The 22,217-nt window shown below is 73.3% G+C and carries 24 protein-coding genes; 10 read left to right on the forward strand and 14 right to left on the reverse strand.

The genetic code is table 11. From position 1 onward, the window contains the following. Positions 1–26: 26 nt before the first annotated feature. On the forward strand, positions 27–449 hold the full coding sequence (locus ACZ5UI_RS08830) for a GFA family protein (protein ID WP_464196338.1): 423 nt from the start codon (positions 27–29) through the stop codon (positions 447–449). A gap of 151 nt (positions 450–600) precedes the next feature. On the opposite strand, the gene ACZ5UI_RS08835 is transcribed toward ACZ5UI_RS08830, so the two are convergent. Beyond that, positions 601–1,209, reverse strand: a complete 609-nt coding sequence (locus ACZ5UI_RS08835; protein WP_464196340.1) for a TetR/AcrR family transcriptional regulator — start codon at positions 1,207–1,209, stop codon at positions 601–603. A gap of 48 nt (positions 1,210–1,257) precedes the next feature. Here ACZ5UI_RS08835 and ACZ5UI_RS08840 point away from each other — a divergent pair, with 48 nt between their 5' ends. Continuing rightward, entirely contained in the window at positions 1,258–2,364 is a 1,107-nt protein-coding gene (locus ACZ5UI_RS08840) for an adenylate/guanylate cyclase domain-containing protein (RefSeq protein ID WP_464196342.1), read from the forward strand. A 31-nt stretch (positions 2,365–2,395) separates the two neighbouring features. Here the strand turns inward: ACZ5UI_RS08840 and ACZ5UI_RS08845 are convergent, their stop codons facing one another. Continuing rightward, positions 2,396–3,400 carry an NAD(P)H-dependent flavin oxidoreductase gene (locus tag ACZ5UI_RS08845; RefSeq protein ID WP_464196344.1) on the reverse strand — a complete coding sequence of 335 codons (1,005 nt, stop codon included), beginning with the start codon at positions 3,398–3,400 and terminating at the stop codon, positions 2,396–2,398. A gap of 10 nt (positions 3,401–3,410) precedes the next feature. Further along, positions 3,411–4,160 (reverse strand): YebC/PmpR family DNA-binding transcriptional regulator, encoded by a 750-nt coding sequence (locus tag ACZ5UI_RS08850; protein WP_464196346.1) that lies wholly within the window; start codon positions 4,158–4,160, stop codon positions 3,411–3,413. A gap of 127 nt (positions 4,161–4,287) precedes the next feature. Between ACZ5UI_RS08850 and ACZ5UI_RS08855 the strand changes: the two genes are divergently transcribed. Next, complete coding sequence (locus ACZ5UI_RS08855; protein ID WP_464196348.1) at positions 4,288–4,974, forward strand: ferritin-like domain-containing protein; 687 nt, start codon at positions 4,288–4,290, stop codon at positions 4,972–4,974. On the opposite strand, the gene ACZ5UI_RS08860 is transcribed toward ACZ5UI_RS08855, so the two are convergent. From ACZ5UI_RS08860 to ACZ5UI_RS08870, 3 genes are read right to left on the reverse strand one after another with little or no spacing between them, the layout of a single operon-like run. After that, positions 4,964–5,710 (reverse strand): DUF429 domain-containing protein, encoded by a 747-nt coding sequence (locus tag ACZ5UI_RS08860; RefSeq protein ID WP_464196350.1) that lies wholly within the window; start codon positions 5,708–5,710, stop codon positions 4,964–4,966. The two genes, ACZ5UI_RS08855 and ACZ5UI_RS08860, sit on opposite strands and share 11 nt — an antisense overlap. Then, positions 5,710–6,660: an NAD-dependent epimerase/dehydratase family protein gene (locus ACZ5UI_RS08865; RefSeq protein WP_464196352.1), complete on the reverse strand. Its 951-nt coding sequence runs from the start codon at positions 6,658–6,660 to the stop codon at positions 5,710–5,712. Before ACZ5UI_RS08865 ends, ACZ5UI_RS08860 begins: the two co-directional genes overlap by 1 nt. Then, on the reverse strand, positions 6,657–7,361 hold the full coding sequence (locus ACZ5UI_RS08870) for a sugar phosphate nucleotidyltransferase (protein ID WP_464196354.1): 705 nt from the start codon (positions 7,359–7,361) through the stop codon (positions 6,657–6,659). Before ACZ5UI_RS08870 ends, ACZ5UI_RS08865 begins: the two co-directional genes overlap by 4 nt. Positions 7,362–7,408: 47 nt before the next feature. On the opposite strand from ACZ5UI_RS08870, the gene ACZ5UI_RS08875 reads away from it, so the two are divergent. The 3 genes from ACZ5UI_RS08875 to ACZ5UI_RS08885 are packed head-to-tail and all read left to right on the forward strand — an operon-like array spanning position 7,409 to position 10,868. Beyond that, positions 7,409–8,785, forward strand: coding sequence for a phosphomannomutase/phosphoglucomutase (locus ACZ5UI_RS08875; protein ID WP_464196356.1), 1,377 nt, complete (start codon positions 7,409–7,411; stop codon positions 8,783–8,785). A 49-nt stretch (positions 8,786–8,834) separates the two neighbouring features. After that, complete coding sequence (locus ACZ5UI_RS08880; RefSeq protein ID WP_464196358.1) at positions 8,835–9,752, forward strand: MBL fold metallo-hydrolase; 918 nt, start codon at positions 8,835–8,837, stop codon at positions 9,750–9,752. A 9-nt stretch (positions 9,753–9,761) separates the two neighbouring features. After that, a complete protein-coding gene (locus ACZ5UI_RS08885; RefSeq protein WP_464196360.1) occupies positions 9,762–10,868 on the forward strand; it encodes an NAD(P)-dependent alcohol dehydrogenase in 1,107 nt (368 codons plus the stop codon). Here ACZ5UI_RS08885 and ACZ5UI_RS08890 read toward each other — a convergent pair. The 3 genes from ACZ5UI_RS08890 to ACZ5UI_RS08900 are packed head-to-tail and all read right to left on the reverse strand — an operon-like array spanning position 10,840 to position 13,417. Next, on the reverse strand, positions 10,840–11,904 hold the full coding sequence (locus tag ACZ5UI_RS08890; RefSeq protein ID WP_464196362.1) for a Gfo/Idh/MocA family oxidoreductase: 1,065 nt from the start codon (positions 11,902–11,904) through the stop codon (positions 10,840–10,842). The genes ACZ5UI_RS08885 and ACZ5UI_RS08890 overlap by 29 nt on opposite strands. After that, positions 11,901–12,728: an NUDIX domain-containing protein gene (locus ACZ5UI_RS08895; RefSeq protein WP_464196364.1), complete on the reverse strand. Its 828-nt coding sequence runs from the start codon at positions 12,726–12,728 to the stop codon at positions 11,901–11,903. The genes ACZ5UI_RS08890 and ACZ5UI_RS08895 overlap by 4 nt, the downstream gene beginning before the upstream one ends. Before the next feature lie 11 nt (positions 12,729–12,739). Further along, positions 12,740–13,417 carry a class I SAM-dependent methyltransferase gene (locus ACZ5UI_RS08900; RefSeq protein WP_464196366.1) on the reverse strand — a complete coding sequence of 226 codons (678 nt, stop codon included), beginning with the start codon at positions 13,415–13,417 and terminating at the stop codon, positions 12,740–12,742. Positions 13,418–13,462: 45 nt separating this feature from the next. Between ACZ5UI_RS08900 and ACZ5UI_RS08905 the strand changes: the two genes are divergently transcribed. From ACZ5UI_RS08905 to ACZ5UI_RS08915, 3 genes are read left to right on the forward strand one after another with little or no spacing between them, the layout of a single operon-like run. Next, positions 13,463–14,485: a glycosyltransferase family 4 protein gene (locus ACZ5UI_RS08905; protein ID WP_464196368.1), complete on the forward strand. Its 1,023-nt coding sequence runs from the start codon at positions 13,463–13,465 to the stop codon at positions 14,483–14,485. A gap of 7 nt (positions 14,486–14,492) precedes the next feature. Next, positions 14,493–15,428 (forward strand): hypothetical protein, encoded by a 936-nt coding sequence (locus ACZ5UI_RS08910; protein ID WP_464196370.1) that lies wholly within the window; start codon positions 14,493–14,495, stop codon positions 15,426–15,428. A gap of 10 nt (positions 15,429–15,438) precedes the next feature. Beyond that, on the forward strand, positions 15,439–16,407 hold the full coding sequence (locus ACZ5UI_RS08915) for an NAD-dependent epimerase/dehydratase family protein (protein ID WP_464196372.1): 969 nt from the start codon (positions 15,439–15,441) through the stop codon (positions 16,405–16,407). Here ACZ5UI_RS08915 and ACZ5UI_RS08920 read toward each other — a convergent pair. Continuing rightward, positions 16,397–16,843, reverse strand: coding sequence for a nitroreductase family deazaflavin-dependent oxidoreductase (locus tag ACZ5UI_RS08920; protein ID WP_464196374.1), 447 nt, complete (start codon positions 16,841–16,843; stop codon positions 16,397–16,399). The genes ACZ5UI_RS08915 and ACZ5UI_RS08920 overlap by 11 nt on opposite strands. Positions 16,844–16,853: 10 nt before the next feature. Further along, the gene (locus ACZ5UI_RS08925; protein WP_464196376.1) at positions 16,854–17,828 is read right to left on the reverse strand and encodes a hypothetical protein; all 975 of its coding nucleotides are present in this window, start codon (positions 17,826–17,828) and stop codon (positions 16,854–16,856) included. A gap of 81 nt (positions 17,829–17,909) precedes the next feature. Between ACZ5UI_RS08925 and ACZ5UI_RS08930 the strand changes: the two genes are divergently transcribed. After that, positions 17,910–18,773, forward strand: a complete 864-nt coding sequence (locus ACZ5UI_RS08930) for an alpha/beta fold hydrolase (protein ID WP_464196378.1) — start codon at positions 17,910–17,912, stop codon at positions 18,771–18,773. Here ACZ5UI_RS08930 and ACZ5UI_RS08935 read toward each other — a convergent pair. The 3 genes from ACZ5UI_RS08935 to pdxT form a co-directional block, all read right to left on the reverse strand. Beyond that, positions 18,754–19,719: an RNA polymerase subunit sigma-70 gene (locus ACZ5UI_RS08935; protein ID WP_464196380.1), complete on the reverse strand. Its 966-nt coding sequence runs from the start codon at positions 19,717–19,719 to the stop codon at positions 18,754–18,756. The two genes, ACZ5UI_RS08930 and ACZ5UI_RS08935, sit on opposite strands and share 20 nt — an antisense overlap. A 231-nt stretch (positions 19,720–19,950) precedes the next feature. Then, positions 19,951–21,669 carry a SpoIIE family protein phosphatase gene (locus ACZ5UI_RS08940; protein ID WP_464196382.1) on the reverse strand — a complete coding sequence of 573 codons (1,719 nt, stop codon included), beginning with the start codon at positions 21,667–21,669 and terminating at the stop codon, positions 19,951–19,953. Positions 21,670–21,678: 9 nt separating this feature from the next. Continuing rightward, positions 21,679–22,191, reverse strand: coding sequence for a pyridoxal 5'-phosphate synthase glutaminase subunit PdxT (gene pdxT, locus ACZ5UI_RS08945; protein ID WP_464196384.1), 513 nt, complete (start codon positions 22,189–22,191; stop codon positions 21,679–21,681). Between the last annotated feature and the right edge of the window lie 26 nt (positions 22,192–22,217).

Below are 22,217 nucleotides of genomic sequence, written 5' to 3' on the forward strand. Positions count from 1 at the left end.
GCCTTTATCGAACTACAGTTCGCATCGTGTCCACCACCGAGATCCTCACCGGCGGCTGCGCCTGCGGCGCCGTCCGCTTCGCCATCGACGCGCCCATGGTCACCGCCGGCTACTGCCACTGCCACCGCTGTCAGAAGCGCACGGGCACGGCCGCCGCGATCACCGGCGTCACCGCCCAGGACTCGTTCCGCATCACCGAGGGTGCGCAGGACGTCGGCGTGTGGCGGCCCGAGGGCGGCGGGAACCCGAAGTCGTTCTGCACCCGCTGCGGGGGCGCCCTGTGGGCCGGCCAACCCGACGGCAGCGGCATGATCGCCGTGCGCTTCGGCGTCCTGGACGGCGATCCGGGCCTCGCCCCGCAGTGGCGTCAGTGGCTGGACTCCGCCGCCGCCTGGGAGCCGGTGCCCGACGACGGACTACCGCGCTTCGCGCAGGGGCGGACGTTCTAGTGCCCTGAGTCACTAATTCGCCCGCATCTGGCGGCGCCGGAATCGTGTCTGCCGGCACTCGCCATCACCACCCGTACCACCAGTACGACAAGTGATGGCGATCACCGGCAGACCCGCCCCGCCATCCACCAGCTGCACACGAATTACCGACTCAGGACACTCGGAAGCTGCTCAGGCGCTCCAGGCCCAGCCAGGCGAAGGCCATCGCGCGGTTGACCAGCTCGGCCCGGGGCGTGTCCTGGTGGTCGTACCACCAGTTGGACAGCGCCTGGACGGCGCCGGAGAGCATCTGGGCGTAGATCTCGACCTCGTGGCGGATCGCCTCGCTGGCGCCCGGGACCATCATGTCGGCGATCGCCGCCGTGGCCTGGCGCTGCATCCGCTCGACCACCTCGCCCAGGTGCGGATCGGCCGCGTCGCGGAACAGCGCCCGCCAGGCCTCGCGGTTCTCCTCGACGAAGCTCAGGAACGCGTCGATGCCGCCGCGCAGGCGCTCCTCGGCGGGCAGGTGCGCGTCGGCGGCCGAGGCCAGCCGGGCGAAGAGCGAGTCGGCCTCGGCGGTGATCACCTCGGCGTGCAGCGCCTGCTTGGACGGGAAGTGCTCGTAGATCAGCGCCTTGGAGATGCCCGCGGCCTGGGCGATGTCGTCGATCGACGTGCCGTGGTACCCGCGGGTGGCGAACGACTCCAACGCGTTCTGCAGGATGGCCGCGCGACGCTCGGCGGCGGACATCCGGGTGCGGCGAAGAGGCGTGCTCACAGCTTGACCATGGTGGCACGTCGGCATCACGTCTAGATTCCCGGCCGAATGGTCGATTTCGCCGCGGAGGGGCTGCTCGACGGCCTGGAGGGAGACGCGCGCGCCGCGCGTGAGCGGCTGCTGTCCGCGCTGGCCGACGAGGGCGTGTCGCTGGAGGACCTGCGCGCCGCGGTGGGCGACAACACGTTGTTCCTGCTGCCGGCCGAGCGCCGCATCGGCGGCGAGCCGCGCTACACGCTGGACGAGATCGCAGCCGAGACGAACCTGGATCCCGATTTCCTGGCCGACCTGCGGCGCACGGCGGGCCTGCCGGTCGAGGACCGCAGCGCGCGGGTGCTGACCGAGGCCGACCTCGACGCCGCGCGCACGGCGCAGGGCTACGTCGAGGCGGGGATCGCCCCCGACGACATGTTCGAGATCGTGCGGATCCTCGGACGCGCGCTCCCCCAGGCCGCCGACGCGATGCGCCGCGCGTCGCTGGCGCTCGTCTTCGACCGCGACGCCGACGAGCACGAGCTGGCCATGCGCTACGCCGCCACCGCCGAGGCGCTGCAGCCGCTGACCGCGCCGATGCTCGACCAGCTGCTGCGCCTGCACCTGCGCCACGCCGTGCGCAGCGAGCTGCTGGAGGTGGCCGAGCGCGAGTCCGGCGAGCTCCCGGGCGCGCGCGAGGTCGCCGTGTGCTTCGCCGACCTCGTCGGCTTCACCCGCGTGGGCGAAGAGGTCGACCCGGCCGAGCTCGGTGCGATCGCCGACCGCCTGGAGTCGCTGGCCAGCGACATCGCCACGCCGCCGGTCCGCCTGGTCAAGACGATCGGCGACGCGGTCCTGCTCGTCTCCCCCGACGTCGACGCGCTGATCGAGGCCGCCCTGACCTTGATCGAGGCGGCCGAGGCCCAGGGCGAGGACTACCCGATGCTCCGCGCCGGGATCGCCCGCGGCCCGGCCGTGCATCGCGCCGGCGACTGGTACGGGCGCCCGGTCAACCTGGCCTCGCGCATCACCACGATCGCCCGCCCCGGCTCGGTGCTCACCGACCAGGCCGTGCGCGACGCGGCGACGCACGAGTGGCGCTGGTCCTTCGCGGGCGAGCGGCGGGTGCGCAACGTGCGCGAGCCGGTGAAGGTCTCGCGCGTGCGCCGCGTTGTCGCCTGACGGCCGCCCTGCGACCGTGAGGTGACAACGGTCAGCGGGGTGCGCGCGCGTCGGCGGCCAGCGCGCGGACGATCTCGCCGGCCGGACGCTCCTGGGCCAGCGCGTAGCCCTGGCCGGCCCACAGGTTGATCGCCTCGGCGTCGCCCGCCGCGCGGGCGGCGGCGCGCAGCGGCGCGGTCAGATGGTGGATCTCCGGATAGGCGCTGGGCGCGTCGGCGTGCGCGCGCTGGAAGCGGTTGACGATCCCGCGGGCCGTCCGTCCGGAGAACGCGCGGGTCAGGCCGGTCGGCCGGTCGCCCGCGGCCAGGATCCGGCGATGCGGGGCCGCGGTGCCCGCCTCGGGCGCGAGCAGCAGCGCGCTGCCCAGCTGGGCCGCGACGGCGCCGGCGGTCAGCGCCGCGGCGATCGCGGCGCCGGTCATCAGGCCGCCGGCCGCGACCATCGGCAGGTCGACGTCGATCAGCTGCAGCAGTGCGAGCAGGCCGAGATCGCCGGGCGCCCCGTCGTCGAACGAGCCTCGGTGTCCGCCCGCCTCGACGCCCTGGGCGATCACCGCGTCCGCCCCGGCCTCGGCGGTCAGGCGCGCCTCGGCCGGCGTGGTCACGGTGACCCACACGGCGACCCCCGCTGCGTGCAGGCGTTCGACCAGCGCGGCTGATGGAGCCCCGAACGTGAACGACACCACCGCGGGGCGCTCGTCGAGCACCACCGCGACCTTGGCCTCGAACGCGTCGTCGTCGTGGCGCGGCTGGCCCAGCGGCCCCGGCTCCGCCGCCAGCGACGCGCGGTAGCGCTCGACCACCGTCGGGTCGGCCGGGCGGCCGGGCGGCGCGAACAGGTTCACCGCGAACGGACGCGCGGTGGCCGCCCGCAACGCGCGGATCTGCGCGCGCACCTCGTCGGCGCTGCGGTAGCCCGCGGCCAGCGAGCCGAGCCCACCCGCGTCGCTGACCGCCGCGGCCAGCGCCACGGTCGACGGACCGCCGGCCAGCGGCGCGCCGACGATCGGCACCTCCAGCTCGGTGAGGGTGAACACCCCCACAGGGCTAGCCCGCGATCGCCTCCATGACGTCCGCGGAGACGTCGAAGTTCGCGTGCACCGTGTCGACGTCGTCGTTGTCCTCGAGCGCGTCGATCAGCTTGAGCACCTTGCGGGCGCCGTCCTCGTCCAGCGGAACGGTCGTCTTGGGCCGCTGCACGATCTCGGAGGACTCGACCTGCACATCAGCCTCCTCCAGCGCCGCGCGCACCGCGGTCAGATCGGACGGCTCGGTGAGGATCTCGAAGACGTCGTCGTCGAGCGCGATGTCCTCGGCGCCCGCCTCGATGGCCGGCAGCAGGTCGTCCTCGGTGTAGCGCTCGGCGTCGACGAGGATCGTGCCCTTCTTGTCGAACAGGTAGGACACCGACCCCGGCTCGCCCAGGTTGCCGCCGCCCTTGGAGAAGGCGTGGCGCATCTCCGCGCCGGTGCGGTTGCGGTTGTCGGTCAGCGCCTCGACCAGCACGGCGACGCCACCCGGTCCGTAGCCCTCGTACAGGACCGCCTCGATCGCGTCGGCGTCGGTGCCGGCGCCCGTGCCCTTGGCGATCGCGCGCTCGATGTTGTCCTTGGGCATCGAGGCGTCGCGGGCCTTCTGCACGGCCAGCGCCAGCGACGGGTTGCCGTCGATGTCGCCGCCACCCTCACGCGCGGCGACGGTCACCGCGCGCGCAAGCTTGGTGAACAGCTTGCCCTTGCGCGAGTCGACGATCGCCTTCTTGTGCTTGATGCTCGCCCATTTGGAATGCCCGGACATGACACAGATCCTAGCCCCGGGCCCGGGCGCCGACCGGCGGCGCGCCACGTTGCCGGCTCACCTGATCCGCGCCGCCGCGGCGGCTCGCAGCACCGGGCGACATCCCCGGACCGAAGGGAACCGCACGATGACTCCGACCACGATGGTCGATCTCGAGCAGTTTGATGCAGACGGCGCGCTGGCCGAGACCGGCAGCAAGCTCGACAACCACACCCGCGGCGCGTTCCTGCGCCGCGCCGGGATCGGCGCCGCCGGCCTGGCCGGCGCCGGCGCCCTCCTGGGCGGCGGACTGCCGAGCATGGCGTTCGGCGCCACCCCCAAGAGCGACATCGCGATCCTCAACTACGCGCTCACGCTGGAATACCTCGAGGCCGAGTTCTACGCCCAGGCCAAGAACAACATCAAGGACGGCCCCCTCGGCGCATTCGCCGCCCTCGTGGCCGCCGACGAGGCCGCACACGTGACCGCGCTGAAGAAGGCGCTCGGCTCCAAGGCCGTCAAGAAGCCGACGTTCGACTTCGGCGCCTCGGTCACCGACCAGACCACGTTCCAGAAGACCGCGTTCACGCTGGAGAACACCGGCGTCGGCGCCTACCTCGGCCAGGCCGGCAAGATCAAGACCCCGGCCCTGCTCGGCGCCGCCGCATCGATCCTGACCGTCGAGGCCCGCCACGCGGCCGCGATCGCCACGATCATCAACACCAACCAGCTGTCGGGCGCCAACGGCATCACCCCCAACGGCCCCTTCGACAAGCCCCTGTCCATGAAGACCGTCCTCGCGGCCGTCAAGGGCACCGGCTTCATCACCGGCTAGCCAGCTGCCCCAGGGAGTCCGCGAGCGGCAGGTGGATCCAGCCCTCGCGGGCCACCCGGGCGGCATCCTCCTCCGGCGGCACCGGGCGCGTCAGCCCCAGCGCCGCCGCCCGCGTGATCAGCGCGCAGACGAGCGCGTCGAGCACGTGATCGGAACCGGCGCAGGCCGCGACCGTCGCCTCGCTGAGCTCCAGGTCGGCGTCGTCCTGCAGCCGCTCGGCCAGCTGCCGGCGCAGCGGACCGGCGCCGGGCTCCTTGTAGCGCCGGGCCTCCGTGTATCCCCAGGCGGCGAACGCGCCCGCCGGGTAGACCTCGAGCACGTGGCCGCCGACGCGATCCAGCGCCTCCCCGCGGGCCAGGCCGTGCTCGGCCAGCAGGTGCGCGCAGCGCATCGCGGTCGCGCCGAGCCGATCGGCCGACACGGACATCGGGCGGCTGCCGGGCTGCACCGCGAGCTCGTCGGTGCGCCGCAGCCGCAGCGGGCCGCGCTGCGGTCCGGCCAGCCACTCGCCCCGCTCGCTCCACGCGTCGATCGCCACCCGGAACGGGTCGGGCCAGCCGAACGGCGCGTCGATCCCGACCCGGTCGGCGCCGGCCATCGCCTGCAGCAGCGCGCCGTCGCTCAGGTTGCGCTGCGGCGGGCCGCCGAGGTCGCGGCCCTCGCCGCCCTCCCAGACCAGCAGGCACGCCGCCGTCGACGTCTCCGCGGTCGACAGGTCGATCCCCAGCGTGCGCATCAGGCGCCGTAGCGGCGATACCAGTCGATCGTGCGGGTCAGCCCCTCCTCGAGGCTGACCTGCGGCCGCCACCCGGTCAGCTCGCGCAGCTTGGTGGAGTCGACGTACTGGCGGTCGATCTCGCCGCTCGGGGTGCCGCTGCCGCGCACGTCGGGCGTCACGTCGGTGCCGGCCAGGCGGCACACCGTGGCCACCACCGACCCGACCGAGTGCGGCCGGTCCCCACCGGCGTTGAACGCTTGGCCCGACGCGCGGCCGGGCAGCTCGTTGGCGATGGCCAGGTACGCGCGCACGGCGTCCTCGACGTAAAGGAAGTCGCGCTCCGGGCTGCCGTCGGAGCGGATCTCGGGGGAGCGCCCGGCCAGCGCCGCGGCGATCGCCTCGGGGATCAGCCGCGACGGGTTGCGGTCGCCGCCGCCGTAGATGTTGGCCAGCCGCGTGGTGGCCACCGGCAGCGCGTAGGTGTGCCAGTAGGAGCGGGCGATCAGGTCGGTCGCCGCCTTGGAGACGTCGTAGGGGAAGCGCGGCTGCAGCGCGAAGTCCTCGCGGTAGGGCAGGCGCTCGTGCGCGCCGTAGGCCTTGTCGGAGGAGGCCACGAGGACGCGCCCCACGCCCACGGTCCGGCAGGCCTCCAGCAGCAGGTAGGTGCCGCGCACGTTGGTCTCCCAGGTGCTCAGCGGCGAGCGCTGGGCGGTCCCGACGATCGTCTGCGCGGCCAGGTGGAAGACCGTGTCGACCTCGTGCTCGCCGATCGCCCGCTCCAGCAGGCCGGGCTCGCACAGGTCGCCGTGCACGACCGAGCAGCGCTCCTCCAGGCCCTCCACGACGAGCGCCGCCCCGGGCACCTCGTCGCGGCGCAGCACGGTGACGCGGTCGCCGCGGTCCAGCAGCGCGCGCACCAGCCAGCTGCCCAGCATCCCGTACGCGCCGGTGACGAAGACCGAGCTCATTCGTTCCACACCTTCCATGGGGCGGCGCCGCCCGCCCACAGATCGTTGAGGGCGACGGCGTCCTTGTAGGTGTCCATGCACTCCCAGAAGCCGGTGTGCCGGTAGGCGCGCAGCTGCCCGGCCGCGGCCAGCCCCTCCAGCGGTGCGCGCTCGAGCACGGAGTCGTCGCGCAGATGGTCCAGGACGCCGCGTTCGAAGACGAAGAAGCCGCCGTTGACCCAGTGGTCGGCCCGGGGCTTCTCGCGAAAGCCGGTCACGCGGTCGTCGTCCAGCTCCGTGATGCCGAACTGCAGCTCGGGTCGCACGACGGTCATCGTCGCGGTCGCGCCGTGCGCGGCGTGGAAGGCGAGCTCGGCGCGCAGGTCGAGGTCGGCCAGGCCGTCGCCGTAGGTCGCGCAGAAGCGCTCGCCGACCCGGTCGCCGATCCGCTTGATGCGCCCGCCCGTCGGCGTGTCCAGGCCGGTGTCCACGCAGGCCACCTCGATCCCCGCCGGCCAGTCCTCCGCGGCCACGAACGCCTCGATCTGCTCGCCCTTGTAACCGGTGCAGAGCACGAACCGGGTCAGGCCCTGCTCGGCGTACAGCCGCACGATGTGCCACAGGATCGGGCGCCCGCCGATCTCCACCAGTGGCTTGGGGATCTCCTGGGTGCGCTCCTGCAGGCGGGTCCCCCGCCCGCCGCAGAGGATGACGACGTCCATCGGGCGGGGAGCATAGGCGGCGCGGTGCGCCGTAGGATCACTGCGCGATGCCGATCGATCCCACCATCTTCAAGGCGTACGACATCCGCGGGCTGCACGGCGAGCAGCTCGGACCCGACGATGCCGAGCAGATCGGCCGCGCGTTCGCCCGCGTGATCGCCGGGCTGGCGGGCAAGCCGACCAGCGAGCTGCGGCTCGGGCTGGGCCGTGACATGCGCCTGACCGCGCCCGAGATGGCGGCCCGCTACCGCGATGGGATGGTGTCCGAGGGCGCGCACGTGATCGACGTCGGCCAGGTGGGCACGGAGATGCTCTACTGGACCGTCGGCTCCAAGCGCCTGGACGGCGGTCTGATGTGCACCGCGTCGCACAACCCGAAGGCCTACACGGGCGCCAAGCTGGTCAAGGAGGGTGCGATCGCGCTGTCCGGCGACGAGGGCATCCAGGACATCCGCGCGCTGGTCGAAGGCGGCCTCTTGGAAGCGGGTGGGCCGGATGACATCGGCTCGGTCGAGGAGATCGACGTCTACGAGGACTTCCAGGCCGCCGCGCTGACGTTCATCGACCCGACGAACATCAAGCCGATGAAGGTCGTCGTCGACGGCGGCAACGGCATGGCCGGCCCGATGGTCGGCCCGCTGCTGCGCACGCTCGGCCTGGAGCTGGTCGAGACGTTCTTCACCCCCGACGGCGAGTTCCCCGGCCACGAGCCGAACCCGCTGCTGGAGGAGAACCGCCAGTTCATCATCGACAAGGTGCGCGAAGAGGGCGCCGACCTGGGCATCGCCTGGGACGGCGACGCCGATCGCTGCTTCTTCATCGACGACCGCGGCGAGTTCGTGGCCGGCGACTTCCTCACGGCGATCCTGGCCGAGCACCTGCTGGCCAAGACCCCGGGGGCGGACATCCTCTACGACGCCCGCGCCTCCCGCGCCGTGCCCGACGCCGTCACCGCGGCCGGCGGCACGCCGCACATCAACCGGGTGGGCCACGCCTTCTTCAAGACGCGCATGCGCAAGGAGGGCGCGATCTTCGGCGGCGAGGTCTCCGGCCACTACTACTTCCACGACTTCTACAACGCCGACTCCGGCACGGTTCCGGCGCTGCTGGTGCTGGAGAAGCTGTCGCTCGAGGGCAAGTCGATGCGCGAGCTGCTGGCGCCGTTCGAGGCGAAGTACTTCATCTCGGGCGAGATCAACTCCGAGGTCACCGACGGGGCGGCGAAGATGGCCGAGATCGAGGCGACCTACGCCGACGCGACGATCACCCACGTCGACGGCGTCTCGATCGACTACGACGACTGGCACTTCAACGTGCGGATGTCCAACACCGAGCCGCTGCTGCGGCTGACGCTCGAGTCGCTCGTCTCGCACGAGGACATGGAGCGCCGCCGGGACGAAGTCCTTGGCCTCATCCGCGCCTGACGCCGGGATCGTCACGATCCCCCTCCCCACCGGGTTCGCCGTCGGGGACATGAACAGTTACCTGATCGAGGACGACCCGCTCACCTTGATCGACGCCGGGCCCAACACGGGCACGGCGCTGGACGCGCTGGAGCGGGGCCTGGCCGCGCGGGGCAAGCGCCTGGAGGACCTCGAGCGGATCGTCATCACCCATCAGCACATGGACCACATCGGCCTGGTCCAGCTGGTGGCCGACCGCGCCGGCGCCGAGGTGCTCGGCTACGCGCCCCTGCAGCCGCTGCTGCACGAGTACGACGCGTTCATGGAGGCCGACGTCGAGTTCTCCACCGACCTGATGGTCCGCCACGGCGTGCCCGACGACGTGCGCAAGGGGCTGCGGCGCCTGTCGCGCATCATCCGCGCGTTCGGCGGCCGCGTCGACATCACCCGCGGCCTGCAGGACGGCGACACGCTCGAGTTCGCCAACCGCGCGTTCGCCGTGCACCTGCGGCCCGGCCACTCCCCGTCGGACCTGGTCTTCCACGACGCCGACGCGGGCCTGCTGATCGCCGGCGACCACCTGATCAAGAACATCTCGTCCAACCCGTTGGCGGGCACCAAGCTCGACGGCTCCGGCGAGCGCCGTCGCGCGCTGGTCGACTACCTGGCCTCGATGCAGGCCACGCGCGAGATGGACGTGCGCTGGGTGCTGGCCGGGCACGGCGAGGCGTTCCCCGACCACCAGGCGCTGGTCGACGAGCGCCTGTCCGGCCACCGCCGCCGGGCCGAGAAGCTGGCCGGGCTGATCGAGCAGTCGCCCAGCAGCGCGCACGAGCTGGCCCGTGAGCTGTGGGGCCGCGTGGCCACCACCCAGGTCTTCCTGACGCTCAGCGAGGTGCTCGGCCACACCGACCTGCTCGAGGACGAGGGACGCATCCGCGAGATCGTCGGCGACGACGGCATCACGCGCTTCGAAACTGTCAGGTAGTTTGCGCCCATGAGGGTCGCCGCTGCCACCATCGAGGAGGTCCACGCGCCCCTGCGCGTGGAGGAGCTGGAGATCGACGAGCCGCGCGCCGGCGAGGCGCTCGTACGAATCGTCGCCACCGGCGTGTGCCACACCGACGCGATCGCCCAGGCGGGCGACTTCCCCTATCCGTTCCCGGGGGTGCTCGGGCACGAGGGCGCGGGCGTGGTCGTCGCGGTCGGCGATGGCGTGACCAACGTCGTCGAGGGCGACCCCGTGGTCATCGGCTGGCCGTTCTGCGGCGCCTGTCGCAACTGCCTGGAGGGCCAGCCGCGCTACTGCGTGCAGATCGGGGCGATGGTCGGCCGGGGCACCCGCGCCGACGGATCGACCGCGCTGCACCGGCTGGACGGCTCCCCGATCCACAGCCACTTCTTCGGCCAGTCGTCGTTCGCCACGCACGCGCTGACCGACGCCAAGACCCTGGTCAAGGTGCCGCCCGAGCTCCCGCTGGAGCGCGTCGGTCCGCTGGCCTGCGGGTTGGCCACCGGCGCGGGCGCGGTGTTCAACAAGCTGCGCCCCGAGGTGGGCTCGTCGCTCGTCGTCTACGGGGTCGGCGCCGTCGGCCTGGCCGCGGTGATGGCCGCGCGCAACTCGGGCGCCACGACGATCATCGCCGTGGACCGCCACGCGGGGCGGCTGCAGATCGCGCGCGAGCTGGGCGCCACCGAGACGATCGACGTCAACGACAGCGATCCCGTCGAGGCGGTCTTCGAGATCTGCGGCGACGGCCCGGCCGACTACTCGCTCGAGTGCACCGGGAACATGTCCGTGCTGCGCCAGGCCGTCGACAGCGTCGGGCTGCGCGGGCAGTGCGTGCTGATCGGCGGGGCGCCAGCCGAGGCCACGTTCACGCTGGACCACATCACCACCCTGTGGGGCAAGACCGTCGCGGGGATCCTCGGCGGCGAGGGCATCAGCGAGCGGCTGATCGGCGCGCTGGCCCGGCTGCACCTCGACGGGCGCTTCCCCTACGACCGGCTGATCGCGCCGTTCGAGCTCGACCAGGTCAACGAGGCGATCGCCGCGTCGATCTCCGGCGAGGTGCTCAAGCCGGTTCTGCGGATGCCAACGTGACCACGCGCCCCTCGGCGGCCGAGGCCCGCGCGGCATCGATCACGGCCAGCGCGGCGACGGCGTCCTGCGGCGTGACCGGCAGCGCGCCGCCCCGCAGCGCCGTGACCACGCCGGCGTAGAAGCCCTGGTAGCGGCCGGCCTCGGTCTCGATCATCTGGGTCTCCTCGCCGGCGTGCAGCGCGCCCCAGTTCAGCGGCGCCTCCACGCCGAACCCCAGGTCGGCGGGCGTCAGGCCGTCGCGCAGCTGGGCCTCCTGCGGATCCAGGCCCTCCTTGACGTAGGACGCTGCGGTCCCCAGCGCACGCAGCCGCGGGGCCAGGTGGCCGGCGATCATCGACGCCCACAGGTGCGAGCGGGCCCCGTCGGCGTGCGTGATGGCCACGAACACGTCGTCGTCGACCTGCGCGCCCGCGCGGCGGCGGTCCAGCTCGGCGTAGACCTGCGTGGCGGGACCGAGCAGCAACAGCGCCTGGTCGATCAGGTGCACGCCGAGGTCGTAGAGCAGGCCGCCCGCGTCCTCGGGTGCCGCGCTCTCGCGCCAGCGCTCGGCGTCGACCTCGGGACGCCAGCGCTCGAAGCGCGACTCGAAGCGGGCCACGTCGCCCAGCGCGCCCAGCTCGACGAGCCGCATCAGCGTCAGGAAGTCGCCGTCCCAGCGCCGGTTGTGGAACGGGATCAGCAGCCGGCCGCGCGCCTCGGCGTGGGCGGTCAGCTCCGCGGCCTGCGCGGCCGTCGCGGCCAGCGGCTTGTCGACGACGACGTCGAGCCCCGCGTCGATGGCCGCCCGGGCGAACCCGACGTGGGTGGCGTTGGGCGAGGCCACGACGACGAGGTCGAAGTCGGCGGCCCGGGCCCAGACGTCGTCGGCGCTGTCGAGCAGGTCCACTCCGGGGTAGCGCCCGCCCGCGGCCGCGCGTCGCACCGGGTCGCGGGTGACGACGGCGGCCAGCTCGAGGTTGGGCTCGGCGGCGATCAGCGGAGCGTGGAACGCCTCGCCGGCCAGGCCGTAGCCGATCAGGGCGACGGCGGCGCTCATCGCGCGAGGTTGGCGTTGCGGAACGCCGGGTCGTCGGTCACGTCGTCGCCCAGCCAGTCGGGAGCCTGCCAGGCCCGCGCGTCGTCGGCCGAGTCGAACTCGACCTCGGCGACGATCAGGCCGTCGTTGGGGCCGCTGAAGACGTCGAGCTCGATCGTGTGGGCGCCGTGGGTGATCACATGGCGGACCTTCTCGATCCGCCGGCCTTCGGTCAACGGCCACAGTCGCTCGAAGCGGTCGGCGTCGATGGCCAGCTCCTCCTCGGCGCGGACCAGGCCGTCGCCGGACTTGATGGTCAGGAAGGTGTCGGCGTCGCGGCGGCGCAGGCGCACCTCGACGTGCCCCGTGGTCAGGTAGCCCTGGGCGATGGCGTGGCGCGGGTGGTCGTCCAGATCGGCGGGCGGCGCGCTGACGCGGAACTTCCGCTCGATCTCGCTGCCCCGCCCGGCCCAGGCGCGCACGAGCTCCTGATCGTGGCCGTAGGTGAGCCGTCGCGCGGCGTCGTCGGGCGCCAGCCAGGCCAGCTCGTCGACCTCGTCGTTGGCCGCGAAGTCCGGGACCTCGACGGCTTCCATCACCCAGTAGCGCACGGTCTTGGGCCGGCCCTTGTTGTCGGTGTAGTGCACGGGCGGCAGCTCGTCGCGCAGGCGCCCGCGCACGCCGGTCTCCTCGTGCACCTCGCGCAGCGCCGCGTCCTCCCAGCTCTCGCCGTCGTCCAGCTTGCCCTTGGGCAGCGACCAGTCGTCGTAGCGCGGGCGGTGCACCAGCAGCACCTTGCCGTCGCGCGCCACGAGCCCGCCGGCGGCCTGGACGTCGTCGCTCATCGCGTCTGAGGCTACCCCGCCTTGCGTCCCATCAGCACCGCGAAGCGATGGTCCTTGAACAGGCAGTCGGCGTCCGCGAAACCGCCGTCGCGCAGCCAGCCGAGCTGGGCCTCCACCGGCGCGCGGCGATCGACCTTCATGCGCTCGACGGCCGCCGCCCACTCGGCCTCGGTTCCGCCGGCCTCGAGCACGCGGCGGTGGTGCCAGTCGGCGTAGACCGCGGCCAGGGCGGGCGTCGGCCCCTCGACCTGCTCGGCGTTGACGAAGATCCCGCCGGGCGACAGGGCGTCGTGGACGCGGGCCAGCAGCGCGCGCTGGTCGTCGTGCTCGAGGTGATGGATGGCCAGCGCGGAGACGATCGCGCACCAGGGGCCCTCGGGCAGCGGGTCGTTGAGATCGCCGACCACGTACGTCACGCGGTCGCCCAGCGTGCCGCGCGCCTGCTCGAGCATCGCCGGCGAGCCGTCCAGCAGCGTCAGCTCGGCCTGCGGCTGGGCCTGGACGACGAAGCGCGACAGCAGCCCGGTGCCCGCGCCGAGATCGAGGATCCGCTTGGGCGGACCGGCCAGCAGCCCCAGGGCGCCGACCGCGGTGGCGTAGAGCGCGTCGAACGGCGGGATCAGGCGACGGCGCTGGGCGTCGTAGTCGGTGGCGTGGCGTTCGAAGACCTGTGGCGCGCTGTCTGTCATAGCTGATAACCGTACAGGATCACGTACGCCGATACATTCCCCCGCGTGCCCGAGGTGCTGATCAACGCCCGCGCCGCCGCGCGCCGGCAGATGAGCGGCGTGGAGCGGTGGGCGGTCGAGCTGACCGAGCGGCTCCCGCGCGCACGCCCGGAGACCTACGTCGTGGCCCAGCCGCCGCGCGCGCTGTCCTACCAGGCCGGCCAGCTCTGGGAGCAGGGGCTCCTGCCCCAGCAGGCCCGGCGCCTGGGCACGCCGCTGATCCTCAACCCCGCCAACCTGGCGCCCTTGCGCTTCGACGGCAACGTCGTCGTCGTCCACGACGCGGTCTCGCTCACCCACCCCGAGTGGTTCTCCCCCGTGTACGCGGCCTGGCATCAGCGCGCGCTGCCCGCGGTCGTGCGCGGCGCCGTCCGCGTGATCACCGTCTCGGAGTTCTCGCGCCAGGAGATCGCGCAGACGACCGGCGTCGACGCCGAGGCCATCGACGTCGTGGCCGGCGGGGTCGACGAGCGCTTCAGCCCGGACGCCGACGCGGCCGGTGCCGCCGCGGCGCTCGGCCTCGCGCGCCCGTACGTGCTGACCGTGGCCGGCGAGGGCGCGCGCAAGAACCTCGCCGTCCTGGGCGCCACCGCCACCGCCCTGGCCGAGCGCGGCCTGGAGCTCGTGGCCGCCGGATCGCGCCGCGCCCACCACGGTCCGTCGGGCGGAATCGACGGGATCCGCCACCTCGGCTACGTCGATGACGCGCTGCTCCCCGGGCTGTACGCGGGCGCGAGCGCGTTCGTGCTGCCGTCGCTGCACGAGGGCTTCGGGCTCCCCTGCCTGGAGGCGATGGCCTCGGGCGTGCCGGTCGTCGCCGCCGAGCGCGGGGCCCTGCCAGCCACCTGCGGCGACGCGGCGCTGCTGGTCGAGCCGCGGCGGCCGGATCTCGTCGCCGAGGCGGTCATCGCGGCCCTGGGCGACGCGAGGCTGCGCGACCGCGGGCTGGTCCGCGCCGCGGCGTTCACGTGGGACGGAACGGTCCGCGCGGTGGACGCCGTTCTGGCCGACGCGCTGCTTAGGGTCTAGCGCTCCAATGCCAGACGCCCAGCCCTCCCTCGTGACCCCCGAGGGCGTGCGCGACGGCGACCCGGCAGCCCTCAGCGGGCTGACGACGCGTCGCGGCGCCGCCGTTCTCGCCTACGCCGAGCAGGTCGCCCGCCCCGGGCGCTCCGTCGATGTCGCCGCCGAGGCGTTCGCCCGCTTCCGCCTCGCGGTGGTCGGCGCCGACGACCCCTACGACGTCGATCCCGAGCGCACGCTGCTGCGCGGCACCCGCTTCGCCGCCGCCGAGGCCGCGCCGCGGGCCGTGCCCCTGCGCGCCCGCCTGCGCGGCGGCGCCGCGCCGTCGGCCTGCGAGCTCGTGCCCGAGCTGCTGGCCGCGCGCGCCGAGGACGAGCTGACCGACGCCGACCAGGCCCGTCTGAGCCGCCACGTGACGCGCTGCGCCGGCTGCTCGGCGGCCGAGGCGCGCTTCCGCGCGGGCGAGCGGGCCTACCGCCAGGCGCCCGATGTGCCGCCGGTGCCGTTCGCGTCGCGAGCCATCATGGAGGCGCTGCTGCACGCCGCGCCGTCGGTCGGCGGGCCGCGCGAGGTGCAGCCCGCCGTCGCGGTCGAGCCGTCGCCTCCCGTCGAGACCGAGATCGCCGCGCAGGCCGAGCTCGAGTCCGCGCCCGTCGCGGTGCTCACCGACGAGCCCCCGCCGGAGGACTTCGTCCCCGAGCCGTTCGACGAGGAGCCCTACGAGTACGCGCCCGAGCCGACGGTCACCCACGTGGCGGCGGCCGAGCGGCAGGAGACCTACGAGTTCGACGCGCTGCCCGACGACGCGTTCGACCTCCAGGAGCTCGCGGTCGAAACGCCCCGCCGACGGCGCAGCGCCTGGACGATCATCGCGTTCCTCGTGCTCGCGCTCGTGGTGATCGCCGCGCTCGCCGTCGTCGGCGTGGCAGTGCTCGACGCCCGCGCATAGGCTCCGCGCCATGCGGATCTTCCTGACCGGTGCGACCGGGTTCATCGGTGGCCGAGTGGCCGACCTGCTGCTGGCCCGCGGCGACGAGGTCGTGGTGCTCGCCCGTTCGGCCCAGAAGGCGTCGCCGCTGGCCGCGGCCGGCGCGACCGTGGTCGTTGGCGACCTGTCCGACGAGGCCGCGATCGCCCAGGGTGTGGCCGGCGCGGACGGCGTGCTGCACATCGCCGCCGACTACCGGGTGGGCGTTCCGGCGGCGGAGCGCGAGTCGCTGTGGGAGGCCAACGTGCGCGGGACCGAACGCGTGCTGGACGCGGCGATCGCCGCGGGCGCGACGCGGATCGTCCACGTCTCGACCGGGAACGTGTTCGGCAACACGCGCGACACGGTGGCCACCGAGGGCTACCAGCGCGACCTGTCCGAAGGCTTCCTGTCGGCCTACGACGAGACGAAGTACCAGGCCCATCAGGTGGCCCTGGCCCGCATCGCCGCGGGCGCGCCGGTGATGATCACGCAGCCGGGCGCGGTCTACGGCGCCGGTGACACCTCCGAGGTCGGCAACATCATCGACCAGACGCGGGCCGGGAAGATGAAGCTCTTCCTGTTCCCGGACTTCGTCGTCAGCTACGTGTACGTCGACGACCTCGCGGCCGGCCTGGTCGCCGTGCTCGACCGGGGCACGCTCGGCGAGACCTACGTCCTGGGTGGCGAGCTGGCCGACATGCGCACGCTGGTCACGACGGTGTCCGAGCTCTCGGGTCGCCGGCCGCCGCGCGGCACGATGCCGGCGATCGTCATGAAGGCCGGCGTCCCCTTCGGCCCGCTCGTCGGCAAGCTGATGGGGTTCCCGCCCAACCTGGGCGAGCTGATCAAGACCTCGGACGGCGTCGCGATCCGCATGACCAGCGCGAAGGCCGAGGCCGAGCTCGGCTACACGCACCGCCCGCTGCGCGAGGGCCTGCAGCAGACGCTCAGTCGCTGATCAGGAAGATCGGGTGGTCGGGCGCGATGCGCCGCAGCTCCTCGTCGGAGGCGTCGGGGCCGACGCCCTTGAAGAACTGGCCGACCTCCCACTTCCAGCGCTTCAGGTAGGCGCGCAGGATGGGCGGGCGGTCGTCGTCGGGGACCTCGGTGCAGGTGAACGTCTCGGCGCGCTTGCCGACCAGCAGGCGGCCATCGCCCGCGGCGCGCAGGTTGCGCACCCACTGGGTGTTGCCGCGCGGCGCGACGAGGTAGCGCCGGCCCTCGAAGACCAGGAGGTTGACCGGCACCTGGCGGGGCTCGCCGCTCTTGCGGCCGCGCACCTCCAGGACCCGGGAGCCCGCGAGGCTGATGCCCATCCGGGTCAGCAGCGCGACCAGCGGGTTGAACACGTTGCTCGTGAACCAGCCAGGTGCCTGGTATCCGCTCTCCGCCATCGGCCGGATCCTACGGCGTGAGCTGCACGTGCACGGTCTCGACCTGGCCGCCGGCGACGATCGTCAGCGCCAGGGTTCCCCGCCCGGCGCGACGCACCGCCCGCAGCTGATCGGGGCTCAGCGCCTCGCGGACGACCGCGCGCTGGCCGTGCTTCACCGTGAGCCGTTGCGTCGGCAGGCGCGTGCGGTCGCGCCCGATCTGCAGGACCGGACGGATCGCCACGGGGCAACGCTCGGCCTGGCAGCCGAACACCAGAACCGGCTCGCGCCGCTTGGCCCGCAGGCGAACGGTCGGGGCGCGCGGCGTCGAGTGGCCCGTCAGCACGCGCAGTCGGCCGCGGATGGCCACGAGCCGCGCCCACGCTTCGGCCCGCGACAGCTTGTGGGCCGCCGCGACCGCCCCCGGAGGTCCCGCCCGCAGCGCGCCCTCGGGCGGGTCGAAGGGATCCCCGCTGAACGGCCCCACCCGGAACACCTGGGCGAAGGTCTGCGCGATGAAGGAGAGGTCGTTGAGGTACGCGGTGAACAGCGGCCGCAGGAACGCGGGGACGAGCGCGAGCGACGTGATGAAGATCGGCGTCGGTCCGACCGGGGCCGCCGGACCCCCGTTGAGCTGGCCGAGCAGGTCGTCGGCCCGCTTCGCGTCCTCCTGCAACACCTCGATCTCCGCTTCGAGCTCCCCCAGCAGCGCTCCGGCCTCCTCGAGCGCGGGGGTCGGATCGGCCGGTGGCGGACCGCATTCCTGGAGCTGGCCGACCTCGAGCGGGGACGAGGCGAAGTGGGAGACGCCGTCGACGCACTCCCCGGCGATCGGCTCGGGCGGCGCGACCATGCCGAGCTCGGTGCGGTCCATCGCCACCTCCGCTTCGTGCTCCAGCGCCTGCAGCTCGGCCATCGTGGCCGGGTCGATCTCCGCCTGAGCGCTGCCCGCCGTGATGATGAGGATCGCCGCACAGAGGGCAGCGATCGAGAGGAACCGATCCATGGTCGTGCGCCCACCATCGCAGAACGAGCCATTCGTCCGCGCGGTTTCTTATTGGCAGATCTGTAGATAAGGTTCCGGGGCATGAGCGAGATCGCCGATACGCCGCTGGGTCCCGTCGAGTACGTGACGCGCGGCCAGGGTCGCCCCGTGCTCGTCGTCCACGGCACACCCGGTGGCCACGACCAGGCCGAGGCGATGGCCGGTTTCCTGCCCGAGGACGAGTTCCAGGCGATCATGCCGTCGCGGCCCGGGTACCTAGGCACGCCGCTGGAAGGCCGGGAGACGATCGACCAGCAGGCCGACCTGCACGCCGCGCTGCTGGACGCGCTGGGCATCGACTCCGTCGGCGTCCTGTGCTGGTCGGGCGGCGGGCCGTCGAGCTACCGCTTGGCCGTGCGCCACCCCGAGCGCGTGACCGCGCTGGTGTCGCTGGCCGCGGTCAGCAAGCAGCTGGACGCGCCCAAGGAGGACGTGACCTCCCGCCTGATGTTCCGCACCAGGTTCGGCAACTGGCTGATGCACGCGATGGCGTTGCACGCCCCGAAGTCGCTGATCTCCTCGACGATCGCCGCCGAGGGCGATCTGACCAAGGAGCAGATCAAGGAGCAGACCGAGCAGGTCTTCGCCGATCCGGTCAAGCGCCAGTTCGTCCTCGATCTCGACGCGTCGGTCAGCGAACGCCCCGAGCGCCGCGCCGGCTTCGAGAACGACTACGCCCAGTTCGCGGCGATCGACTCGCTCGAGCTCGACCAGATCACCCAGCCGACGCTGCTGGTCTGGGGCGACGCCGACTCCGACGTCCTGCCCGAGTTCGACGAATTCGCCGCCGCGACGATCCCCGGCGCGCAGACCATCGTGCTGGCCGAGGGCACGCACCTGGCCTTCTACACGCACCCCGAGTCCGACGCCGCCCAGGCTCGCGCGCTCACCCGTCTGCGAGGGTGAGCGGCAGGCCGAAGGCCTCGAACAGCGTCGCGCCGAACGTCGTGATCTCGGCGATCCGGCTCCCCCGGATCCACAGCACGTCGAGCTTGAAGGCGCGGAACGTGTCGTCGGCGGGAGCGCGCAGGTAGCAGGCCGCCGCGGGCATGCGGTTGGCCCGGGTCGGCACCAGGCGCCACTCGCCGGGCCGCGTCAGGCCGTCGGTCAGCAGCGGCATGATCGCCTCGCGGCCCTCGTACAGGTAGGGCATCGGCGGCATCGTCACGCGGATGTCGTCGGTGCACACCGACAACGCCAGGTCGGCGTCGGCGGTCTCGTGCGCGCGGATGAACGCGTCGAGCAGGACCCGCTCGGTCTCGCTGACGTCCGGGGTGATCCACTCGTCGCGCCGGCTGCTGGGCAGCTGCTCGCGCAACGTCGCCTTGGCCCGCTGCAGCGCGCTGTTGACCGCGGCGATCGGCATGTCGAGCTGCTCGGCCACGTCGGCGGCCGGCCAGTCGAGCACGTCGCGCAGGATCAGCACGGCCCGTTGACGGGGCGGCAGCAGCTGGATGACCGCCAGGAAGGCCAGCTCGATCGTCTCGCGCTGGACCAGTGCCGTGTCGGGCTGCTCGTCGCTGGGCGCGACCTCCTCCAGCAGCCGGTCGGGATAGGGCTGCATCCAGGGCAGCTCGCGCATGGAGCCCAACGAGGGCACGCGGCGCCCGTCGCGCTTGATCGCGTCCAGGCAGGCGTTGGTGGCGATCTTGTACAGCCAGGCCCGGAACCACTCGTCGCGCTCCAGCGCGGCACGACCGCGCCAGGCCCGCAGCAGGGTCTCCTGGACCAGATCGTCGGCCTCCTCGAAGGAACCGACCATCCGGTAGCAGTGCACGTGCAGCTCGCGGCGGTGGCGCTCGGTCAGCGCGCCGAACTCCTGCTCGGTGATGGTGTGGAGGTGGTAGCTCATGTGCGGTGAGACGCCACCGTGGCGGGAACTCATCGGTCGCGCCAACCCGCCGCGGTTCAGGGGATGATGCCGCGACGGGTTCGCTCACGTTCACCACCCAGCTGGAGCCCCGAGCACCGGCGGCCGCGATCGTGCTGACCCAACGCACGGACGCGCGGACGTTGGCGGAGTTCTCCGTGACAGTCGCGGATTTCTCCGCCCACCCCCGCGCACGCGCGCGCGAGCGACCGGTCAGGTCAGTCCCGGGCCCAGCACCAGCACGGCGAGGTCGTCGCTGAGCTCGCCCCCGGCGGCGGCGACGATCGCCCGCTCGATGGCCGAGGCGACGGCGGTGGCGGTCGCGCCGGCGTGCGCGGCCAGGCACTCGCGCAGGACGCGCTCGCCGGCGTCCGGTTCCAGACCGCGCAGCTCCGTGGCGCCGTCGGTGAAGGCCACCAGCAGGTCGCCCGGACGCAAGCGCACCTCCTGGGCCTGCAGCTCGGGCTGCTCGACCGCGCCGATCAGCGTGCCGCCCGAGCGCGTGTCCTCGACGGTGCCGTCCATGCGCAGGATCAGCGGCGCGGGATGGCCGCCGTTGGCCATGCGCACCTGCACGGAGCCGCGCTCGTCGCGGGACAGCTCCATCATCACCACGGTGCAGAAGTGCGTGCCGCCGGACCCGCCGGTGCGCAGCAGGATCGCGTCGTTGAGCAGGCGCAGGCTGTCGACCACGTCGTCGCCCCGCAGCGCGCCGGCGAACAGCGTGTGCCGGGCCAGCGCGGTCAGCGCGGCCGCGCTGGCGCCCTTGCCCGACACGTCGCCGATCACCGCCGCCCAGCGGCCCTCGCGGGTCGGGAAGACGTCGTAGAAGTCGCCGCCCACCTGGTTCTCCTCGCCAGCCGCGCGGTAGCGGACGGCGAGGTCGACACCGGGGACCTCGGGCAGCGCCGCGGGGAGCAGCCCCTCCTGCAGGGTCGTGGCGATCAGCGAGCGCTCCGTGTACAGCCGCGCGTTCTCGACGTGCAGGCCGGCCCACGCGGCCAGCGCCTCGGCCATCGTCACGTCCTCGGCCGCGTAGCGCCGGCCGGAGCCCGAGTAGGCCAGCGTGATCGTCCCGATCGGCCGCTGCGGCGAGCGCAGCGGCACGACCAGCGTGGACGTCACGCCCAGCCGGCGGATCTGATCGAGGTGGCGCTCGTCGTGGGCGATCGCGCGCAGCGCGGCCTCGTCGACGATCTCATCCAGCACCGGCTCGCCGGTGCGCAGCGCCTGGCCGGGCCCGTGCGCGTCGTCGATGTGCAGCGGCCGGCGCGCGACCATCGCCCACAGCGCCGCCTCCTGCCCCTCGTCCCAGTGCGCGACGGCCACCGGCTCCAGGCGCCCTTCGCGGTCGACCATCGAGATCGTGCACCAGTCGGCCGCCTCGGGCACGGCCGCGCGAGCCAACCGGCGCAGCGCCTGGGTCGCGTCCATCGAGGTGGTCATGCGCGCGCCCGCCTCGGCGATGAACGCGGTCCGCGCGCGCGCCGTCTCGGCCTCCGTGCGGGCGATCAGCGCCTCCTGCAGCGCCCGCTGCAGATCGGCGGCGGGCCGCACGGAGGTCGACTCGCGCAACAGCCCGGCCACGCCGAGCAGCGCACCGTCCTCGCGGAACACCGGGTAGTAGGCGCCGACCCACTCCAGCGTCTCGTCGCCGGAGAAGGGCGTCGTGCCGTGGATCGAGCGCGCGACGATCGGCGTCTCGGTGGCCAGCACCCCGGCCAGCAGCCGCTCGAGCTCCTCGCCCATCTCCCCCAGCAGCTCGGGTGGCGTCGACCCGCCGGCATCGACCTCGCCGACCGCGCGCGACATGACGGTCAGCGCGTCGTTGGCGTGGCGCAGCCGCAGCTCCAGATCCCAGAAGCCGAGGCCGACCGGCAGGTGGGCCACGATCGCGTCGAGCAGAGCAACGGTCCCCGGCGCACGCTCCATGCCCGCACCCTAACTCGCGCGGCGCGCATCCTCCACGATCTGCAGAAAACGAGCGTGCAGCCGTTCGTCACCGGACAGCTCGGGGTGAAAGGCCACCGCCAGGATGTCCTCCTGCTGCACCGCGACCGGGTGCCCGTCGACCTGCGCGAGCACCGTCACGTCGGCGCCGAGCTCGGTCACCCAGGGCGCGCGGATGAACACGGCGCGCAGCGGGCCACCGGCGATCCCGGGCAGGTCGAGGTCGGCCTCGAAGGAGTGCAGCTGGCGTCCGAACGCGTTGCGCTGGCAGGTCACGTCGAGCAGGCCGAGGTGGGCGCGATCGAGCATGATCATCCCCGCGCACGTGCCGAACACCGGCGTGCCGGCGCCGATCAGCTCACGCAGCGGCTCGGCCAGGCCCTCACGCTCGACCCCGAGGGTCATCGTCGTCGACTCGCCCCCGGGCCAGACCAGCCCGTCGAGGCCGTCCAGGTCGGCCGGGGTGCGCACCTCGCGGACCTCGGCACCGAGCGCGCGCAGCATCCGCCCGTGGGCGGCAAAGCCCCCCT

It is taken from the genome of Conexibacter sp. JCM 18997 (assembly GCF_055391915.1).

Excerpts from the sequence above, each read along its gene's own strand:
- ACZ5UI_RS08925 (WP_464196376.1), bottom strand. The coding sequence starts at position 17,828 with ATGGATCGGTTCCTCTCGATCGCTGCCCTCTGTGCGGCGATCCTCATC.
- ACZ5UI_RS08910 (WP_464196370.1), top strand. The coding sequence starts at position 14,493 with ATGCCAGACGCCCAGCCCTCCCTCGTGACCCCCGAGGGCGTGCGCGAC.
- ACZ5UI_RS08930 (WP_464196378.1), top strand. The coding sequence starts at position 17,910 with ATGAGCGAGATCGCCGATACGCCGCTGGGTCCCGTCGAGTACGTGACG.
- ACZ5UI_RS08870 (WP_464196354.1), bottom strand. The coding sequence starts at position 7,361 with ATGGACGTCGTCATCCTCTGCGGCGGGCGGGGGACCCGCCTGCAGGAG.
- ACZ5UI_RS08865 (WP_464196352.1), bottom strand. The coding sequence starts at position 6,660 with ATGAGCTCGGTCTTCGTCACCGGCGCGTACGGGATGCTGGGCAGCTGG.
- ACZ5UI_RS08840 (WP_464196342.1), top strand. The coding sequence starts at position 1,258 with ATGGTCGATTTCGCCGCGGAGGGGCTGCTCGACGGCCTGGAGGGAGAC.
- ACZ5UI_RS08885 (WP_464196360.1), top strand. The coding sequence starts at position 9,762 with ATGAGGGTCGCCGCTGCCACCATCGAGGAGGTCCACGCGCCCCTGCGC.
- ACZ5UI_RS08860 (WP_464196350.1), bottom strand. The coding sequence starts at position 5,710 with ATGCGCACGCTGGGGATCGACCTGTCGACCGCGGAGACGTCGACGGCG.
- ACZ5UI_RS08895 (WP_464196364.1), bottom strand. The coding sequence starts at position 12,728 with ATGAGCGACGACGTCCAGGCCGCCGGCGGGCTCGTGGCGCGCGACGGC.
- ACZ5UI_RS08890 (WP_464196362.1), bottom strand. The coding sequence starts at position 11,904 with ATGAGCGCCGCCGTCGCCCTGATCGGCTACGGCCTGGCCGGCGAGGCG.
- ACZ5UI_RS08935 (WP_464196380.1), bottom strand. The coding sequence starts at position 19,719 with ATGAGCTACCACCTCCACACCATCACCGAGCAGGAGTTCGGCGCGCTG.
- ACZ5UI_RS08920 (WP_464196374.1), bottom strand. The coding sequence starts at position 16,843 with ATGGCGGAGAGCGGATACCAGGCACCTGGCTGGTTCACGAGCAACGTG.
- ACZ5UI_RS08850 (WP_464196346.1), bottom strand. The coding sequence starts at position 4,160 with ATGTCCGGGCATTCCAAATGGGCGAGCATCAAGCACAAGAAGGCGATC.
- ACZ5UI_RS08880 (WP_464196358.1), top strand. The coding sequence starts at position 8,835 with ATGAACAGTTACCTGATCGAGGACGACCCGCTCACCTTGATCGACGCC.
- ACZ5UI_RS08900 (WP_464196366.1), bottom strand. The coding sequence starts at position 13,417 with ATGACAGACAGCGCGCCACAGGTCTTCGAACGCCACGCCACCGACTAC.
- ACZ5UI_RS08940 (WP_464196382.1), bottom strand. The coding sequence starts at position 21,669 with ATGGAGCGTGCGCCGGGGACCGTTGCTCTGCTCGACGCGATCGTGGCC.
- ACZ5UI_RS08855 (WP_464196348.1), top strand. The coding sequence starts at position 4,288 with ATGACTCCGACCACGATGGTCGATCTCGAGCAGTTTGATGCAGACGGC.
- ACZ5UI_RS08875 (WP_464196356.1), top strand. The coding sequence starts at position 7,409 with ATGCCGATCGATCCCACCATCTTCAAGGCGTACGACATCCGCGGGCTG.
- pdxT (WP_464196384.1), bottom strand. The coding sequence starts at position 22,191 with ATGCTGCGCGCGCTCGGTGCCGAGGTCCGCGAGGTGCGCACCCCGGCC.
- ACZ5UI_RS08915 (WP_464196372.1), top strand. The coding sequence starts at position 15,439 with ATGCGGATCTTCCTGACCGGTGCGACCGGGTTCATCGGTGGCCGAGTG.